We start from the raw sequence: 18,310 nt of genomic DNA, 5'->3' as shown, positions 1-18,310 counted from the left end.
CCGGGCAATGGCCACGCGCTGGCGTTGGCCACCGGACAGCGCCTTGGGATACCGCTCCCCAGCCCGGCAAGGCGCACCAGGTCGAGCGCTTCGGTAATGCGCTTGCCGCGCTCGGCCTTGGCCACGCCGCGCATCTCCAGACCGAAGCTGATGTTCTGCGCCACGGTCATGTGCGGGAACAGCGCATAGCTTTGAAAAACGATGCCAAGGCCGCGCTGTTCGGGACGCACATGGGTGATGTCGCGCCCGTCCAGGACGATGCGTCCTTCGGTTGGCTGCACGAAGCCGGCGATGGACTGCAAGGTGGTGGTCTTGCCGCAGCCGGAGGGTCCGAGCAAGGAAATGAACTCGCCGTGCCGGACTTCCAGGTTCAACCCGTCGATGGCGCGGAAGCTGCCATAGGTCTTGACGATACCTTCGAGCGATAGAAATGCCATAGGCTTGCCACGCAGGCCGGGCCTGCGTCTCCAGAAAGTGGTCGGGAAGGGTCGGGAACGGTGCGGCGCTAGCGCTCGACCGTGCGATTCCAGCGCGTCGTCCACTCGCTGCGCTGTTGATTGATCGTCTCCCAGTCGACCTTGATCAAGGCGTTGATCTTGTCCGGACCATAGGGCATGCGGGCAGCGACCTCGGGCGTGAGGGAGACGGTCTGGTTGACCGGCGCGTAGCCGTTCTGCTGCGCCTGGATGGCCTGCACCTCGGGCGACAGCACGTGCTGGATGAACAACTGCGACAGTTCGGGCTGCGCATTGGGGGTGACGGCGCAGGCGGCGATCTGCAGGGCGACGGCGCCCTCCTTGGGGTAGATGAACTTGAGCGGGAAACCGGTGCCTTGCAACGCCACCGCGCGGCCGCTGCCATACACCGCCATGACCACGTCGCCGTTCTGCATCATGCCGTCCATCTCACCCGGCGCCGACACCCAGGCCAGGACGTTGGGGCCGATTTCGTCCTTGAGCGCCTTGAAGCCTGGGTCGATGTCTTTCTCCCCACCGCCGCGCAGGCGAGCCATTTCCACCAGCGTGTGCAAGCCGTAGGTGTTGGTCACCGGCGGCATGCCGAGCAATTGCCTGTAGCGTGGGTCGGTGAGGTTTTCCCAGGAGTCCGGTGGCGTCCAGCCGCGCTTCTTGAAGGCTTCCTCGTTGTAGCCGATGCCGGTGGCGACCACGCCGACACCGGTCGCCTGCGGGCTGATCCGTGCCAGCGGATAGAGGTCCTTGTAGACCGGGGCGTCGTCAAGCTTCTCGCACAGGCCCATCTGCAGCGCCTGGTACATCGGCCCATCGTCCATCAGCGCCACGTTGATCTGCTGGCGGCCTTTCTGCGCCTGGAGCTTGGCCAGGGTCTCGGTCGAGTTGCCGGCGACGTAGACCACCTTGACGTCGTGCTCCTTCTCGAATGTGGGAATGACCTTGGTCTTGTACATCTGTTCGGTGGAACCCCGACACCCGCCACGTACAGCGTTGGCTGCGCATGGGCCATGGCGCTGCCGAGCCCGACGAAAGCCAGGGCGACAGCGTGGGCGAGACGGGTGAGCGGGTGCAATGACGGCGTTGCGAGGTGCGTTTTATAGTTATTCACAGACTATCTCCGAAGTGCATGGGGCAGATCGAACAATGCGTCAGTTGCTTCGGCGTCAATCGAAGCCATGCAGCGGGCTGCATGTTCCCGGGCGAACATCCCGGGATGGCGCATCTTGGCGTGCGCTGTATTGCTGTACTGGAGTATTACGAGGCACCATCCATAGGGTCAAATCACAGTATCCGGGTTAGCTATTCATATTTGATATGCAAGGGTGACCATGAACCTCAGGCAGATAGAGGCATTTCGCAGTGTCATGCGCCTCGGCTCGATGACCGCCGCGGCCGAAGCGCTGTATACCTCGCAACCCAATGTCAGCCGGCTCATCTCGCAACTGGAGCTGAGCACGGGCCTGACCTTGTTCAAGCGTGCCGGCGTACGCCTGATCCCGACCCAGGAGGGCCAGGCGTTCTTTCACGAAGTGGAGCGGGCCTATGTTGGCCTGGACAGCCTCAAGCACTCGGCGAAGAACATCCGCAACCTGGGCACCGGGCGCTTGCGTGTGGCAGGCGTGCCCTCCACCGGCCTGAGCGTGCTGCCGGCGGTGCTCAAGGCGTTCATCGCCTCGCGCCCGGAGTTGACGGTGTCGCTGCACGTCAACTCCTCGCCGACGGTCGAGCAATGGGTGAAGTCGCAGTTCTGCGACATCGGCATCGTCGTGCACCCCGGCGACGTCAGCAGCCATCAGGTCGAGTTGCTCGCGCAAGTGGCCGCCGTGTGCGTCCTGCCCCGGGCTCACCCGCTTGCCGAACGTGCGCATATCACCTTCGCCGACCTCGAAGGCCAACCCTTTATTTCCCTGTGCCATGGTGACGGCACCCGTGCCCAGGTCGATGGCCTTTTCGAGCAGGCCGGGGTCGAGCGGGTGATGGCGGTCGAGGCTCAATACAGCGCGATCAGTTGTGAAATGGTCGCGCTCGGGATGGGGGTGACCCTGGCCCACCCGCTGGTCGCCAGGGACTTTCGCCATCGCGACATCGTGATCAAGCCGTTCAAGCCAGACATTCTCTTCCCCACTTATGTCATCTGGCCCCAGGCTCAGGCCCGAACGCTACTGGCAGAAGAGTTCGTCGACACCTTGAAATCCTATTACCGAAACGCGACGCGCGGTCATGGCGCCGCGCACGATTTGCCAAATACCTCCTATTCTCAATAGCTCGTCGCCACTACCCCCTGTACAGAGGAGCAGGATCATGAGCTACGTGACTACGAAGGATGGGGTGCAGATCTTCTACAAAGATTGGGGCCCGCGTGATGCGCAGGTCATCCATTTCCACCATGGCTGGCCATTGAGCGCCGACGATTGGGACGCGCAGATGCTGTTCTTCCTCGGCCAGGGTTTTCGCGTGGTGGCCCACGACCGCCGCGGCCACGGGCGTTCCAGCCAGGTCTGGGACGGCCACGACATGGACCACTACGCCGATGACGTGGCGGCGGTGGTCGAGCACCTGGGCATCCAGGGTGCGGTGCATGTCGGGCATTCGACCGGCGGTGGCGAGGTGGTGCGCTACATGGCCCGCTACCCTGGCGACAAGGTGGCCAAGGCGGTACTGATCGCCGCGGTGCCACCGCTGATGGTACAGACGCCGGGCAACCCCGGCGGGCTGCCAAAGTCGGTGTTCGACGGCTTCCAAGCCCAGGTCGCCAGCAACCGTGCGCAGTTCTACCGCGATGTCCCCAGCGGGCCGTTCTACGGCTACAACAAGCCGGGCGCCACGCCCTCGGAAGGCGTGATCGGCAACTGGTGGCGCCAGGGCATGATCGGTAGCGCCAAGGCCCATTACGACGGTATTGTCGCGTTCTCGCAGACCGATTTCACCGACGACCTCAAGGGCATCAGCCAACCGGTGCTGGTGATGCATGGCGATGCCGACCAGATCGTGCCCTACGAGAACTCAGGGCCGCTGTCGGCCAAGCTGCTGCCCAACGGCACGCTGAAGACCTATGCCGGCTACCCGCACGGCATGCCGACCACCCATGCCGACGTGATCAACGCCGACCTGCTGGCGTTCATCCGTAGTTGATAGTACTGGCCGCATCGCCGGCATGCCGGCGATGCGGCCAGTACTGGTAACCCATCCGCCCCAGGATTACCATGTAGCGCTTCAGCCCGGCCCTTTGCCGCGCCCCCTCCTCCTGCCCTCCTGAACCCCATGCCTTTCGAACTCACCGTAGAACCGCTTACCTTACTGATCCTCGCCCTGGTCGCCTTCGTGGCAGGTTTCATCGACGCCATCGCCGGCGGGGGCGGCCTGCTTACCACGCCCGCACTGCTGACCGCCGGCATGCCGCCGCACCTGGTGCTGGGCACCAACAAGCTCAGCTCGACCTTCGGCTCGGCCACCGCTGGCTTCACCTACTACAAGCGCAAGCTGTTCCACCCGGCGCAATGGCGCCCGGCGCTGTTCGGCACCCTGGCCGGCGCGCTGATCGGCGCGGTGGTCGCGCACTACCTGCCTGCCGAATGGCTGAACAAGATGCTGCCGGTGGTGGTCTTCGCCTGCGGTCTCTACCTGCTGTTCGGCGGCACGCCCAAGGCGCCGCTGGATGCCGATGCCCCGATCAAGAAGAAGTGGCAGGCACCGCAGGGCTTCACCCTGGGCTTCTACGATGGCGTGGCGGGCCCGGTACCGGCGCGTTCTGGACGGTCAGCACACTGCTGCTCTACCCCATCGACCTGGTCCGTGCCAGCGGCGTGGCGCGCAGCATGAACTTCGTCAGCAACATCGCCGCGCTCACCGTGTTCATCGCCTCAGGCCAGGTGGACTACATCGTCGGCCTGTGCATGGGCCTGTCGGTGATGGTCGGGGCGTTCTTCGGCGCACGCACGGCCATCAGCGGCGGCAGCAAGTTCATCCGCCCGGTGTTCATCACCGTGGTGCTGGCGCTGACCGTGCGCCTGGCCTGGCAGCATTGGTTCGGCCAGGCCTAATGCCACGCCTCACGAGGTGCCCGTGGGCTTTCGTCGACCCGTTGCACGTAGCGGCACAAAGCCTGTAGCAACTGGGCAAAGCGCTTGGCCATCGGCCCATCCTCGGATGGCCGCAGCCAGGTGCTACTGACTTGCAGCTGAATCGACGGCACACCGTGGGCCGAGGCTAAACGGGTTATGGCGTCGCTGCGGCTGGCGTCCAGGTGATTGTCCGAAAGCGCCGGAATACCTTGCTCGTGCAATTCTCCGATCAAGGCCTCCCTGAGCATCTCCCGTCCGTGCAGGGAGGCACCGTTTTGGGTCCTCAGGTCGACGTCATACGGCCGTAAATCGTGACTGGCCTGCAGATCGAGCAACAGCGCTGGCCGGCGCAGCGCGATCAGCCAGGCCAGCAACGCCTTGAAGTCGTCATCGTCGTCGTGCCCTGGGTCCGACCGGTTGCGGTACTGGGTGTAGATCGCAGTCACGCCGCACAGGCTGTGGAGCATGTGCGCCAGGGCTGCGGTGCCCGCCCCGTCCGACACGCGATAGCGCCCTTCGCGCAAGGTCTCGGTTGCATAGGGCGCGGTGACGATGACCGACGCGGTGCCTTCGAGCACTTGCACGCAGGACGCCCCGCGCGGTGCATCCTGCGCTTTCTGCGCATCGATCCTGCGTTCGACCTGCAGCGCCTCGCGCACTACCAGTGGGTCGATGACCATGCAACCTCCTCGCCGTGTGGATCACGGTCTCTGCCTTGTCCAGAGCGGATTCTAGGCAGGGTGAGGCAAGCTTCCTACTGGCAGAAATATCAGGCATGGCGCTTGGCTAGCGCGGCAACTGCGGCTCCGGTTGGCCCAGGCGACGCGCGACGTAAAGGTCGATCAGGTAGCGCGCGATAGAGCGCCCCGCCGGCAACGGCGGCAGTTCACGCACGTTGAACCACCTGGCATCCTCGATCTCGTCCGGCTGCATGACGATCTCGCCACCGGCATATTCGGCATGAAAGCCCAGCATCATCGAATGCGGGAACGGCCAGCATTGGCTGCCGACGTACTGTATGTTGCGCACCTCGACCGCCACTTCTTCGCGCACCTCGCGCACCAGGCAGTCCTCGGCGGACTCGCCGGGCTCTGCGAACCCCGCCAGGGTGCTGTACACACCCGTGACGAAGCGTGGCGACCGGGCCAGGAGGATCTCGTCGCCACGGGTGATCAGCACGATCATGCTCGGTGAGATGCGCGGGTAGCTGCGCAGGTCGCAGGGCTGGCAATACATTGCCCGCTCCCAATGGATCTGGCTCATGGCCTGGCCGCAACTGCCACAGAAGCGGTGCTCGCGTGCCCAGGTGCCGATCTGCGCGGCATAGCCCAGCACTTTATAGGTGTCGAAGTCGCCTTCGAGCATGAACGTACGCAGCCCACGCCAGCTGCAGCCCGGCACCTCGGCGCCAGCGCGCAGCTCGAGCAGGAACACCGGCTCGCCGTCGAAATGGCCGATGCCGTGCTCGCACACCACGTCCAGGTCCCTGCCCTTGAGCCAGTCGCGCGGGAACAGCGCGCCCTCGTCCCCCACCAAGAACCCCGCAGGGCTGCGGGCAACGGCCAGGCCGCCGGGGGTTTGCGGGTCGAGTACTGCGGTAGTCCAACGTGCTGACATAAAGCGGCTTCCTGACTGCGCGTCCGCCGCGCGGTCAGTCGGCGAACGTCGGTTTCTGTTTGCTCATGTGCGCTGCCACGGCCACGCGCAGGTCTTCGGACTGCAGCATCGCGGCGTTCCAGGTGGCGATGTAATCCAGGCCATCGTCGATGCGATGGTCACGCATGTAGCTGAGCATCTGCTTGGTGCCGGCCACGGCAATCGGTGATTTTGCGGCAATCTCGCGAGCGATGGCAAAGACCCCATCGAGCAGCGCGGCCTGATCATCATAGACCCGGTTGACCAGGCCGATGCGCAAGGCCTCGTCGGCTGCCACCTGGCGACCGGTGAAGGCCAGCTCCCGCATCATGCCGTCGCCGATGATACGTGGCAAACGTTGCAAGGTACCGACATCGGCGGCCATGCCCATGTCGACTTCCTTGATCGAGAACTGCGCATCGCTGCTGCAGTAGCGCATGTCGCAGGCCGAGACGAGGTCGATGGCGCCACCGATGCAATGACCCTGGATGGCTGCAAGCACCGGCTTGCGGCACTTGTCCACCGCGGTGAACGACGCCTGCAGGCGCAGGATGGTACTGCGCAGCAGGCGCGCGTTACGGCCCACGTCCTTGCCCATCTGCCCGGCCAGGGAGGCCAGCATCGCCAGGTCGATGCCCGAAGAGAAATGCTTGCCGGCACCGCTGAGCACCACGGCGCGGACCGCATCGGTATCGTCGACCCACTGGAAGATGGCGACGATCTCCTCCCAGAAGGCAGCGTTCATCGAATTGATCTTGTCCGGGCGGTTGATCTGCACATGGGCGATGTTGTCGATCAGCTCTACCTTGAACGCACTGTAGTCGGACACGGGCGGCACTCCTGTGGGGAAGATGGTCTGCAGGGGATGTTAACCCAGCCGGCAGGCCGCGCTTGTGCCAAAAACGGGACTGCCAGCCTTGCCTAAGGCCAGGCGATCGGGCACCGTGCGGCAACGCTGAATCATAAGGATACAACTTCATGTCCCCCTCCCTGCCTGGCGCCCTGGCCCAAGGATTCCTGGGTCAGTCGCCCCGCTGGTACAAGGCGCTCATCGTCCTGTTCCTGATACTCAACCCATTGTTGCTCACGGGCGTCGGCCCGGTGGCTGCGGGCTGGGCGCTGGTGATCGAGTTCATCTTCTGCCTGGGCATGGCGCTCAAGTGCTACCCGCTGATGCCCGGCGGCCTGCTGCTGATCGAAGCACTGCTGCTGGAGATGACCTCGCCGCAGGCGCTGTACGAGGAACTGCAGCACAATTTCCCGGTGATCCTGCTGCTGATGTTCATGGTCGCCGGTATCCACTTCATGAAGGAACTGCTGCTGTTCGTGTTTTCGCGAATACTGCTCGGGGTGCGCAGCAAGGCGGCGCTGGCGCTGTTGTTCTGCGTGCTGTCGGCATTCCTGTCGGCGTTTCTCGATGCGCTGACCGTGACCGCGGTGATCATCAGCGCCGCGGTAGGCTTCTATGCGGTGTACCACCGCGTCGCATCGGGCGCCAACCCACGCGAGGACAGCGCCCTGGACAGCGACCATGGCATCCCGGCGCTGCAACGTGAGGACCTCGACCAGTTCCGCGCTTTCTTGCGCAGCCTGCTCATGCACGGTGCCGTCGGCACTGCATTGGGTGGAGTCTGCACCCTGGTAGGCGAGCCGCAAAACTTGCTGATCGGTCATGAGATGGGTTGGCACTTCGCCGATTTCTTCTTCAAGGTGGCGCCGGTGTCGTTGCCGGTGCTGGCTGCCGGCCTGACTACCTGCGTGCTGCTGGAGCGCTTTGCCCTGTTTGGCTACGGCGCGCGGCTGCCGGAGACGGTGCGACAGGTGCTGGCAGGTTGTGCGGCCGAGGACGATGCGGCGCGTACGCAGGCGCAGCGCCTGGCGTTGTGGGTGCAGGGCCTGGCGGCAGTGATCCTGATCGTTTGCCTGGGCCTGCATGTGGCCGAAGTGGGCCTGATCGGCCTGATGGTCATCGTACTGATTACCGCCTTCACCGGAATCACCGACGAGCACCGCCTGGGCCGCGCCTTCCAGGACGCCATGCCGTTCACCGCACTGCTCGTGGTGTTTTTCGCGGTGGTGGCGGTGATCCATCAGCAGCAACTGTTCAGCCCGCTGATCCACTGGGTGCTGTCCCTGCCGAGCGAGCAGCAACCGGGCATGTTGTACCTGGCCAACGGCCTGCTGTCGGCCATCAGCGACAACGTGTTCGTCGCCACCATCTACATCACCGAGGTCAAGCGCGCCTTCCTCGAGGGCGGCATGACCCAGGCGCATTTCGAAACCCTGGCAGTGGCGATCAACACCGGTACCAACCTGCCCAGCGTGGCCACGCCCAATGGCCAGGCGGCGTTCCTGTTCCTGCTGACCTCGGCGATCGCGCCGCTGGTGCGGTTGTCGTACGGGCGCATGGTGTGGATGGCCCTGCCGTATACCCTGGTGATGGGCGGGCTGGGCTGGTGGGCGGTGACCTACTGGCTGTAAACGGCAGCCGCACTTTTGCCGGCCGTGCGCGGTCGAACCTCACGAGAACCCTGCCTTCAAGGAGCTTCATCATGGCACTGCGCACTGCTCTGCTTCTGTCCTGCATGACCCTGGCACTGGCCGGTTGCGCAGGCTCGGCCGATGACCACAACCCGCCAGCGACCCAGCAGGTCGACCTCGAACGCTACCAGGGCACCTGGTACGAGCTGGCGCGGCTGCCGATGTTCTTCCAGCGCAACTGCGTGCAGTCCCAAGCGCACTACGCCCTGCGCGAAGATGGGCGTATCGATGTGACCAACGTCTGCAAGGAGAAGGACGGCCAGACCAACGCGGCGCACGGCACCGCCGAGGCCCAGCAAGCCGGCAAGACCGACAAGCTCTGGGTACGCTTCGACAACTGGTTCAGCCGCCTGGCGCCTAACCTGACCAAGGGCGAGTATTGGGTGCTGTACCATGATGCGGACTATCGCGTGGCGCTGGTCGGTCACCCCAACCGCGAATACCTGTGGCTGCTGTCGCGCACCGAGGCGGTCAGCGACCAGACCCGCCAACAACTGCTGGACATCGCCCGTCAACAAGGCTACGACACCAGCAAGTTGATCTGGCGCCAGCAGTGAGCCCCTGAGGGGCCATTGGCTTACAATGCCCCCTTCATGCGCCAAGGAATCCTCTCATGGACCTGCAGTTCCTGGGCACGTCGGCCGGCGTGCCCACCAAGGCCCGCAATGTCAGCGCCACCGCCGTCATCGAGGCCAGCGGGCGCCGCTGGTACCTGGTCGATTGCGGCGAAGGCACCCAGCATCGTTTGTTGCATTCGCCGCTGTCGCTGCGCGATCTGGCCGGCATCTTCATCACCCATGTGCACGGCGACCACTGCTTCGGCCTACCGGGGCTACTGGCCAGCGCCGGGGTGGCCGGGCGCAGCGAGCCGCTCGACTTGATCCTGCCCGCTGCCTTGCATGAATGGCTGCGGCTGAGCCTCACGGCAAGCGACACCCACCTGCCGTTCGAGCTGCACCTGCACGCGGTGGAGGGCTTCGCCGGCTGGCGTAATGCGGCGCTGCAGGTGCAGATCGTGCAGCTGTCGCACCGGGTGCCCAGCGTCGGCTACGTGTTCACCGAGCTGAACCCGGAACCGCGCCTGGATATCCAGCGCCTGGAGGCCGACCGTGTACCGCGTGGGCCGCTCTGGGGTGAACTGGCCCGGGGGCTGAGCGTGACTCACGAAGACCGAACCTTGCACGCTGAGCACTACCTGCGCGCCTCACGTCCGCCGCGACGGGTGATCGTCTGTGGCGACAACGACCGCCCGGAACTGCTCGCCGAGGTCGCCCAGGGTGTGGACGTGCTGGTGCACGAGGCCACCTTCACCGAGCCGGTCGTCGAGCGCTCCGGCCTGACCTGGGGCCACAGCACAGGCCCAGGTGGCACGTTTCGCCGAAGCCGTCGGCGTACGCAACCTGGTGCTGACCCACTTCAGCGCCCGCTACCAGGGCGATCCGAGTCGCAGCCCGTGCCTGGACGACATTCGCCAGGAAGCGCTGGCGCATTACCAAGGCTGCCTGACCCTGGCCCGGGACCTGCAGCGCTATCATCTGGACCGCGACGGTCACCTGGTCGCGGCCCAGGGTTAGTCGGCTCGGCCGGAGCTTGCCCGATCACGCACGGGGCACTGCGCTCGGTGCAGGTTCAACGCCGTGTTGATGATGCCGATATGGCTGAACGCCTGGGGATAGTTCCCCAGCATCCGCTTTCCGGCTGGATCGTACTGCTCGGCCAATAGCCCCACGTCGTTGCACAGCGCCAGCAACCGCTCGTACAACGCCTGGGCCTCGGCCTGCCGGCCGAGCAGCACGTAGACATCCGCCAGCCAGAACGAACAGACCAGGAAGGTGCCTTCGCCTGGGGTGAGGCCATCGCTGCAACTGTCGCTGTCGTAGCGCAGCAACAGGCCGTTCTTCAGCAGCCGCCGCTCGATCTGCGCCAAGGTTTGCACGAAGCGCGGGTCGTCCGCCGGCAGGAAGCCGGTCAGGGCGATCTGCAACAAACTGGCGTCGATTTCTTCCGAGCCATAGGCCTGCACGAAAAACCGGCCGCTGGCATCCAGCCCCTGGCTACAGACTTCATGGTGGATCTGCTCAGCCACCTGGCGGTAGTGCCGCCCTCGCTCGCGGTCCTCTTCGGTGGTTTCGGCCAGGCCTGCAGCACGATCGAAGGCGACCCAGGCCATGACTTTCGAATGCACGAATTGCTGGCGGCCCCCGCGCACCTCCCAGATGCCTTCGTCCGGCTCGCGCCAGATGCCCTCCAGATACGGCAGGATCAACCGGGCGATCGCCGCACTGCGAGGATGGCGCGGCAGGCCGCCCCTGATCGCCTGGCTCATGGCGTCGGCCAGTTCACCGAAGATGTCCAGTTGCAACTGCTGGGCAGCGGCGTCCCCCACGCGCACCGGTTGCGAATGCTCGTAGCCGGCCAACCAGGGCAGGTCGAACTCCTGCAGGTCGCGCTCCCCGGCCAGGCCATACATGATCTGCATCTGCTCAGGGTTGCCGGCCACCGAACGCAGCAGCCATTCGCGCCAGGCCTGGGCTTCGTCGAAGTAACCCAGGTTCATGAAGGCCAGCAAGGTCATGGTGGCGTCGCGCAGCCAGCAGAAGCGGTAGTCCCAGTTGCGTTCGCCACCCACTCGCTCGGGCAACGAAGTGGTCACGGCGGCGACGATGCCCCCGGTGGGTGCGTAGGTCATGGCCTTGAGGGTCAGCAACGAGCGCCGCACCCTGTCACTGTATGGCCCGACATCCGGGCAACGGGCGGCGAAGGCCTGCCATTGGGCGATGGTCTGCTCCAGCGCGCGCTCGATGTCGCAATCTGGCTGCACCGGCAGATGTGACGGCTGATGGCGCAGGCTGAACACCTGGCGCTCACCGGCACCTACGCGAAAGCGTGCGACGGTGTGATGATCGCGGCCATGGGCCGCCACCGTGCTGCACAGCAACAGGCGGTCGGGGCCGGCAACGGCGCTGAGGGTGAGCGGGTCGAGCTTTTCCACCCAGGGCACGGTGCGGCCGTAGTCGAAGCGCAGCACCAGGTCCATCTCGAAGTTGGTTTCGCCGGCCAGGCCCTCGACGATGCGCACCACCGAATTGACCTCGCCCAGCGGCATCAGGTCGAGCACCCGGGCGCGGCCGCTGGCGGTGGTCCAGGTGGTTTCCAGCACCAGGGTGTCGTCCAGGTAGCGGCGTGAGCTGCTGTCGATGGGGTCGCTGGGGGCCAGGCGCCAGCGGCCATTTTCCTCGTTGCCCAGCAGCGCTGCGAATACCGCAGGCGCGTCGAAGCGCGGTAGGCACAGCCAGTCGAGGGAGCCGTCGCGGCTGACCAGGGCGGCGCTGCGGCAGTTTCCGAGCAGGGCGTAGTCTTCGATTGGGGCGGGCATCGGGTCTCCTTGGTTGGATCGTTGCCGCCGGTACCGGTTTCATCGCCGGCAAGCCGGCGCCTACAGCAGGCGCGCCAGGGTCATGTTCGTTTGCGGCCCAATGGTTGCCACTCGCGCTTGTCCTTAGCCAGAAGGTCGTCGGCTGCCTTGGGCCCGTCCTGGCCGGCGGGGTATTGATGCACTTCGCTGTCCTTGGCCCAGGCGTCGAGAAACGGCTGCACCGCACGCCAGCCGTTCTCGATATTGTCGGCCCGCTGGAACAAGGTCTGGTCGCCGGTCAGGCAGTCGTAGATCAGCGTCTCGTAGCCGGTGGCCGGGGTCATGTTGAAGTAGTCCTTGTAGGCGAACCCCAGCTCGACGTTTTCCACCACCAGCTCGGGCCCTGGGCGCTTGGCCTGCAGGGCGAAGGCCATGCCTTCGTCGGGCTGGATCTGAATCCTCAGGTAGTTGGGCTTGGGCCGCTCCAGCGCCGACTGGCGGAACTGCGCATAGGGCGCCGGCTTGAAGCAGATGACGATCTCGGTGTCGCGCACGCTCATGCGCTTGCCGGTGCGCAGGTAGAACGGCACCCCGGCCCAGCGCCAGTTGTCGATCATCACCTTGATCGCCACATAGGTTTCGGTCTGGCTGTCGGCGGCTACTTTGGGTTCCTGACGGTAACCGGGCAGGCGCTTGCGCCCCTGCTTGCCGGCGCTGTACTGGCCGCGTACGGAGTTTTTCAGGGCCAAGGCTTGCGACCAGGGACGCACGGCGCCAATCACCTTGGCCTTTTCACTGCGCACGGCATCGGCGGCGAAGGCTGCCGGTGGCTCCATGGCGACCATCGCCAGCAACTGGAACAGATGGTTGGGCACCATGTCACGCAGCGCGCCGGTGCTGTCGTAGAACGCACCGCGGGTCTCGACGCCGACGGTTTCGGCAGCGGTGATCTGCACGTGGTCGATGTAGTGGTTGTTCCAGAACGACTCGAACAGGCCATTGGAGAACCGGCTGACCAGGATGTTCTGCACCGTTTCCTTGCCCAGGTAATGGTCGATGCGGTAGATCTGCCGCTCGCCCATGACGTTCAGCAGACAGGCATTGAGCGCCTCGGCGCTGGCCAGGTCGGTGCCAAACGGCTTTTCCACCACCACCCGGCGAAAGCCGCCAGCGGACTCATCGAGCAGGCCCGCCTGGCCCAACTGCTGGGCCACTTCGGGGAAGAAGCGCGGCGCGGTGGCCAGGTAGAAGATCGCGTTGCCATGGCGGGTGGCTTCGATGCGCCTGGCGAGGGCGGCATAGGTCGCGGGGTCGAGGAAATCGCCGGTCTGGTAGTCCAGGCGCTTGGCCAGGCGCGCCCAGCGTTTTTCGTCCAGGCACTTGCCGGCGCAGTCGCCACCCTGGTCACGCTCGCGCATGAAGCCGTACAAGTGCTCGACGAAACCCTCGCGGCCCAACGCATTGTGATCGACGCCGACGATACGCAGGTTGCGGTCCAGCAGCCCATCGCGGCTGAGGTTGTAGAGCGCCGGCATCAGCAGGCGCTTGACCAGGTCGCCGCTGGCGCCGAACAGGAACAGCGTGCACGGCGGCGCGGCTGGAGGCTTCTGTGGAATCATTCGGGTTTCTTCTCGACGTGTCCTCCAAAGCCCAGGCGCATGGCCGACAACACCTTGTCACCGTAGGTGCCCTGCTGCTGGCGCGAGCGGAAGCGGGCGAACAGCGCGCTGGACAATACCGGCACCGGCACGGCCTGCTCGACTGCCGCATCGATGGTCCAGCGCCCTTCGCCGCTGTCGGACACCGAGCCACTGAACTGCGACAACTGCGGGTCGGCCACCAACGCATCGGCGGTGAGGTCGAGCAACCACGAGGTGACCACGCTGCCACGGCGCCAGACTTCAGCGATTTCGGCCACGTTGAGGTCGAAGCGCTGGTCTTCCGGCAGTTCCTCGCCACCTTTGCTGCGCAGCAGGTCGAAGCCTTCGGCGTAGGCCTGCATCAGGCCATACTCGATACCGTTGTGCACCATCTTCACATAGTGCCCGGCACCGGGCGGACCGGCATGGATGTAGCCGTGCTCGGCGCGCTGGTGCTCGCCTTCGCGGCCATGGGTGCGAGGAATGTCGCCAACACCGGGGGCCAGGGTCTTGAACAATGGCTCGAGGCGTTCGAACACGTCCTTTTCGCCGCCGATCATCATGCAATAGCCCCGCTCCAGGCCCCACACCCCACCCGAGGTGCCGACATCCAGGTAGTGCAGGCCACGCTTGGACAGTTCGCTGGCTCGGCGCACATCGTCCTTGTAGAAGGTGTTGCCGCCATCGATGATCGCATCGCCCGGCTCCAGCAGTTCGGCCAGTTGCGCGATGGTCTGCTCGGTCGGCTCGCCCGCCGGCAGCATTACCCACACCGCGCGCGGCGCCTTGAGTTTCTGTACCAGGGCACCCAGGTCGTGCGCGCCCTGGGCGCCCTCGCCCTCCAGCGCCGTCACCGCGTCGCGGCTGCGGTCGTGCACCACGGTGCGGTGGCCGGCGCGCATCAGGCGCCTTGCGATATTGCCGCCCATGCGGCCCAGCCCGACGATTCCCAGTTGCATGAGCCGATGCTCCCCTATGACGAAATTGGATGACAACACAGTTCAGATTGTCAGGTTAGTCCAGCGTACCGTCCGAGGGTTCAGCGACGAACGGCGCGACAACCATAAACAAAAAAGTTCCCATCGCCTTGGAAAGAATTCACAATGCGCGCCGCGTGGAGCGTCTAAGCTTCAATTGTCACCAGCCAAAACCGCGAGGTGTACTCATGGGTACCTACATGCCTGCCACTCCAGCCCAGACCCTTTACGTCTCCGTGCGTCGCGATGAGTTGCGCCAGTTGAAGGACGAGCGTGACCAGTTGCGCCTGCAGGTCGCCCAGCTGAACATGCTGCTCGAACAAAAGCGTTCCGACGACAAGTCCCTCAGCCTGTAAGCTTCGACCCTCCTTCGTGGGAGCTGTCCTGGCTCCCACATAGCCGCCCCGGCATCACCCCTGCAGCAATAAATTTGAACTGAGAACGATTCGCGACTATGGTGCGCGCGTGCTCATTCTTGCCGGGATTTTCGATGATGACTCTACGCCGCCTGTCGACCGGGCTTTTCGCCTTGCTGCTCGCCGCCCTCGCCCACGCCGACCCAGTGCCGCTGGACGGTACCGAACAGTGGCTGATGAAAAGCGCCGAGGGCCGCGATTATCGGATCATGGTCAGCCTGCCGGAGGGCGATGTGCCTTGGACCGGCGGTTACCCGGTGATCTACCTGCTCGACGGCAACGCCTATTTCCCGGCGTTCCATGCCGCCAAACGGGCGCAGGAGCGCTGGAAGGGTGTGATCCTGGTCGCCATCGGCTACCCCAGCGACACCCCATTGGACTTCGAACGCCGGGCTTTCGACCTGTCGCCACCGCAGCCGCCTGAGCGCAACACGCCGCCGCAGGGTGGCCAGGACCTGTTCCTCGATTTCATCGAGAAGCGCCTGATGCCCAAGGTCAACGAGCGCTTCAAGGTCGACCAGGACCAGCGCAGCCTGGTCGGGCATTCGTTTGGCGGCATGTTCGGGGTGTATACCCTGTTCACCCGGCCACAGTTGTTCCAGCATGTGATTGCCATCAGCCCTAGCCTGTGGTGGCACGACCGCTATCTTCTGGCGCCGGAGCGGGCTTTTGCCCAACGCGCCATCGACGGCAAGGTGGACCTGACCCACAGCAGCCTGACGCTGCTGGTGGGCGATCGCGAGATGCCCCAGGAAATCCAGGATGCCCGCGCGCTGCAGCATCGGCTTGAGGGGTTGTCGCAGTATGGGCTGCGCAGTGATTTCCAGGTCGAGCCGGGGGAGGATCATATGTCCATGCCGTTTCGGGTGGTGCCGCGGGTGATGGAAGAGGTGACCACTACTCGGCGGTTTTGAGGGGTGGGTTTTGGAGGGGTGCGCTGGAGAGGTGCAGCGCCGCGTAAATCGAGCGCCGCCCGCGCGGCGCTTCGCGGGACAAGCCCGCTCCCACATTTGTTGCAACGTGCCTATGTCTGATAGGCCATGGTTGTCAGCCTTGTGGGCCCGGCGCGATTTTTGTGTTGGCGCCAGGGCGCACCACGATATTCCGCGGTGCGCCAAAGGCGAGCAACCATGGCCTGACAGACATAGGCACGTTGCAACAAATGTGGGAGCGGGCTTGTCCCGCGAAGCGCCGCGCGGGCGGCGCTCGATATCGGCGGCGCTGCAAAACCCAAGCGAACACCTCGCGAACCAACTCCCCGTCACCAAACAATCACAAACGCCAACGTTTGCGTCATAACCAAAGTGACCAGCGGGTCACTTTTTTATCTCATCCTCTCCTACACTCAAGGTTCTGCCCTACCTCCGTTCGGAAAACGCGACAAAAAATAGTCGAAACTTTCCGCATCCAAGGCGGGTCAGGAACTAAGTAGGCCAAACGCAAGGGGCTTCCCTTTTCCGGGCTGCCCCGCATTCGGTCGACCCATCCCATTCAGTCCAATCGCTTACGGCTGGAACGCCAAGCGCGCGGTGCTTGCGCGCACGACTCAGGGGCATGGATAGCACTTGCTGTTACAGATCAGAGAGAACCAACACGAGATGAAACGACGGGTGCCAGCACCCGACCAAGCATAGGGACGGAAAGAAGTATGATCAGTGCCGCTGTCGAACCTAACGCAACAACCTTTCACCCGGACAACCGCGAACCGCTCACCCCGGACTTCGCCACGACAGCCAAGGCACCCGGCGCGCAGCGCCAGCAAAATCCCAACAAACGCAAGATTCTCTTCGTCACCTCGGAAATCGCCGACCTGGTCAAGACCGGTGGGCTGGGCGATGTGTCCGCGGCGCTGCCTCGCGCCCTCGCCCATCTGCATGATGTGCGGGTGCTGATTCCCGGCTACCGCCAGGTCATGGAAAGCGACAACCCGATCCATATCGTCGGCGAACTCGGCGGCCATGCGGCGCTGCCACCGTGCAAGATCGGCCGCATGGACCTGGCCGATGGCCTGGTCATCTATGTGTTGATCTGCCCGGAACTGTACCAGCGCGACGGCACTCCCTACGGCGCCAACAACGGCCGGGACTGGCCCGACAACCATATCCGCTTCGCCCGCCTGGGCCTGGCGGCGGCGGAAATCGCCGCAGGCGAAGGCATGATCCACTGGAAGCCGGAAGTGGTTCACGCCCACGACTGGCCGGCAGGCCTGGCGCCCGCCTACATGCACTGGCGCGGCCTGGATACCCCGACCCTGTTCACCATTCACAACCTGGCCTATCAGGGCGTCTACAGCCGCGGCTGCAGCCCGGAGCTGGCGATTCCCGAGCATGCCATGCAGCAGGAAGGCATGGAGTTCTACGGCAAGTTGTCGTTCCTCAAGGCCGGGCTTGCGTACTCCAGCCATATCACCACGGTCAGCGCCACCTACGCCCAGGAAATCACCACCCCGGAATTCGGCTGCGGACTGCATGGCTTTCTAGCCAGCAAGGCCCAGCAAGGCCTGCTCGGCGGCATCCCCAACGGCATCGATGAAAGCTGGGACTCGGCCACCGACAAGCACCTGCAGCACAACTTCAGCATCAACGACTGGGAAGGCAAGGCACGCAACGCCGCGGCGGTGCGTGAGCTGTTCGAACTCGATGCCTCCGAAGGGCCGCTGTTCGCCGTGGTCTCGCGCCTGGTCTACCAGAAGGGCCTCGACCTGACCCTCGGCGTTGCCGACTACATCGTCGAGCAAGGCGGCCAGATCGCGATCATCGGCCGCGGCGAGCCGGAAGAAGAACAGGCCATGCGCGAACTCGCCCTGCGCCACCCCGGTCGCATCGGCGTGCGCATCGGCTTCAACGAGACCGACGCCCGCCGCATGTTCGCTGGCAGCGATTTCCTGCTGATGCCTTCGCGCTACGAGCCGTGCGGCCTGAGCCAGATGTATGCGCAGCGCTTCGGCTCGCTGCCGGTGGCGCGCAACACCGGTGGCCTGGCCGACACCATCGAGAACGGTGTCACCGGCTTCCTGTTCGACGAGTCGACGGTGGACAGCTACCGCGAAGCCTTGAGCCGGGCGTTCTACGTCTATGAAAAGCCAGACCTGCTCAACGCCATGCGCTGCCTGTCGATGACCCAACCGTTCAACTGGTGCCAGGCGGTGGAACCCTATGCCCGCCTTTACGAGGACCTCGTCAAGCAGACCCACCTGGCCCACTACTGACCGG

General features: G+C 64.6%; 14 protein-coding genes and 3 pseudogenes. 9 read left to right on the top strand and 8 right to left on the bottom strand.

From position 1 onward, the window contains the following. Window positions 1–15 precede the first annotated feature (15 nt). Window positions 16–437: pseudogene (locus E6B08_RS31470) on the bottom strand (ABC transporter ATP-binding protein); the annotation flags it as partial. A 68-nt stretch (window positions 438–505) separates the two neighbouring features. Then, window positions 506–1,426, bottom strand: a complete 921-nt coding sequence (locus tag E6B08_RS10155) for an ABC transporter substrate-binding protein (RefSeq protein WP_238349302.1) — start codon at window positions 1,424–1,426, stop codon at window positions 506–508. 375 nt (window positions 1,427–1,801) lie between these two features. On the opposite strand from E6B08_RS10155, the gene E6B08_RS10150 reads away from it, so the two are divergent. From E6B08_RS10150 to E6B08_RS10140, 3 genes and pseudogenes are all read left to right on the top strand, one after another. Further along, the gene (locus tag E6B08_RS10150) at window positions 1,802–2,737 is read left to right on the top strand and encodes a LysR substrate-binding domain-containing protein (protein WP_136913877.1); all 936 of its coding nucleotides are present in this window, start codon (window positions 1,802–1,804) and stop codon (window positions 2,735–2,737) included. Window positions 2,738–2,774: 37 nt separating this feature from the next. Next, the gene (locus E6B08_RS10145) at window positions 2,775–3,605 is read left to right on the top strand and encodes an alpha/beta fold hydrolase (RefSeq protein ID WP_136913876.1); all 831 of its coding nucleotides are present in this window, start codon (window positions 2,775–2,777) and stop codon (window positions 3,603–3,605) included. Between the two features lie 129 nt (window positions 3,606–3,734). Continuing rightward, window positions 3,735–4,513 (top strand): annotated as a pseudogene (locus E6B08_RS10140) (TSUP family transporter). On the opposite strand, the gene E6B08_RS10135 reads toward E6B08_RS10140, so the two are convergent. From E6B08_RS10135 to E6B08_RS10125, 3 genes are all read right to left on the bottom strand, one after another. Beyond that, window positions 4,510–5,214, bottom strand: coding sequence for a ketol-acid reductoisomerase (locus tag E6B08_RS10135; protein ID WP_136913875.1), 705 nt, complete (start codon window positions 5,212–5,214; stop codon window positions 4,510–4,512). The pseudogene E6B08_RS10140 and the gene E6B08_RS10135 overlap by 4 nt on opposite strands. A 106-nt stretch (window positions 5,215–5,320) precedes the next feature. Beyond that, complete coding sequence (gene nudC, locus E6B08_RS10130) at window positions 5,321–6,151, bottom strand: NAD(+) diphosphatase (protein ID WP_136913874.1); 831 nt, start codon at window positions 6,149–6,151, stop codon at window positions 5,321–5,323. A gap of 34 nt (window positions 6,152–6,185) precedes the next feature. After that, window positions 6,186–6,998 (bottom strand): crotonase/enoyl-CoA hydratase family protein, encoded by an 813-nt coding sequence (locus tag E6B08_RS10125; RefSeq protein WP_136913873.1) that lies wholly within the window; start codon window positions 6,996–6,998, stop codon window positions 6,186–6,188. Between the two features lie 149 nt (window positions 6,999–7,147). On the opposite strand from E6B08_RS10125, the gene nhaB reads away from it, so the two are divergent. The 3 genes and pseudogenes from nhaB to E6B08_RS10110 all read left to right on the top strand — a co-directional run bounded on the left by nhaB (window position 7,148) and on the right by E6B08_RS10110 (window position 10,284). Continuing rightward, a complete protein-coding gene (gene nhaB, locus E6B08_RS10120; protein WP_136913872.1) occupies window positions 7,148–8,650 on the top strand; it encodes a sodium/proton antiporter NhaB in 1,503 nt (500 codons plus the stop codon). A 71-nt stretch (window positions 8,651–8,721) separates the two neighbouring features. After that, window positions 8,722–9,267, top strand: coding sequence for a lipocalin family protein (locus tag E6B08_RS10115; RefSeq protein ID WP_136913871.1), 546 nt, complete (start codon window positions 8,722–8,724; stop codon window positions 9,265–9,267). A 56-nt stretch (window positions 9,268–9,323) separates the two neighbouring features. Then, window positions 9,324–10,284 (top strand): annotated as a pseudogene (locus tag E6B08_RS10110) (ribonuclease Z). On the opposite strand, the gene E6B08_RS10105 reads toward E6B08_RS10110, so the two are convergent. From E6B08_RS10105 to gnd, 3 genes are all read right to left on the bottom strand, one after another. Further along, entirely contained in the window at window positions 10,281–12,086 is a 1,806-nt protein-coding gene (locus E6B08_RS10105; RefSeq protein WP_136913870.1) for a glycoside hydrolase family 15 protein, read from the bottom strand. The pseudogene E6B08_RS10110 and the gene E6B08_RS10105 sit on opposite strands and share 4 nt — an antisense overlap. Window positions 12,087–12,166: 80 nt before the next feature. Next, the gene (gene zwf / locus E6B08_RS10100; protein ID WP_136913869.1) at window positions 12,167–13,684 is read right to left on the bottom strand and encodes a glucose-6-phosphate dehydrogenase; all 1,518 of its coding nucleotides are present in this window, start codon (window positions 13,682–13,684) and stop codon (window positions 12,167–12,169) included. Continuing rightward, a complete protein-coding gene (gnd, locus tag E6B08_RS10095; protein WP_265411750.1) occupies window positions 13,681–14,682 on the bottom strand; it encodes a phosphogluconate dehydrogenase (NAD(+)-dependent, decarboxylating) in 1,002 nt (333 codons plus the stop codon). Before gnd ends, zwf begins: the two co-directional genes overlap by 4 nt. Before the next feature lie 188 nt (window positions 14,683–14,870). Here gnd and E6B08_RS30810 point away from each other — a divergent pair, with 188 nt between their 5' ends. From E6B08_RS30810 to glgA, 3 genes are all read left to right on the top strand, one after another. Further along, window positions 14,871–15,038, top strand: a complete 168-nt coding sequence (locus tag E6B08_RS30810; RefSeq protein ID WP_192938636.1) for a DUF6026 family protein — start codon at window positions 14,871–14,873, stop codon at window positions 15,036–15,038. A gap of 134 nt (window positions 15,039–15,172) precedes the next feature. Further along, complete coding sequence (locus tag E6B08_RS10090) at window positions 15,173–16,012, top strand: alpha/beta hydrolase (protein ID WP_238349301.1); 840 nt, start codon at window positions 15,173–15,175, stop codon at window positions 16,010–16,012. 734 nt (window positions 16,013–16,746) lie between these two features. Beyond that, window positions 16,747–18,306, top strand: coding sequence for a glycogen synthase GlgA (gene glgA / locus E6B08_RS10085; RefSeq protein WP_136913867.1), 1,560 nt, complete (start codon window positions 16,747–16,749; stop codon window positions 18,304–18,306). Window positions 18,307–18,310 lie beyond the last annotated feature (4 nt).

Origin of the sequence: Pseudomonas putida (assembly GCF_005080685.1) — a bacterium.
GTDB classification, from domain to species: Bacteria; Pseudomonadota; Gammaproteobacteria; order Pseudomonadales; family Pseudomonadaceae; genus Aquipseudomonas; species Aquipseudomonas putida_V.
This window is presented reverse-complemented; position numbering and strand designations above follow the sequence as displayed.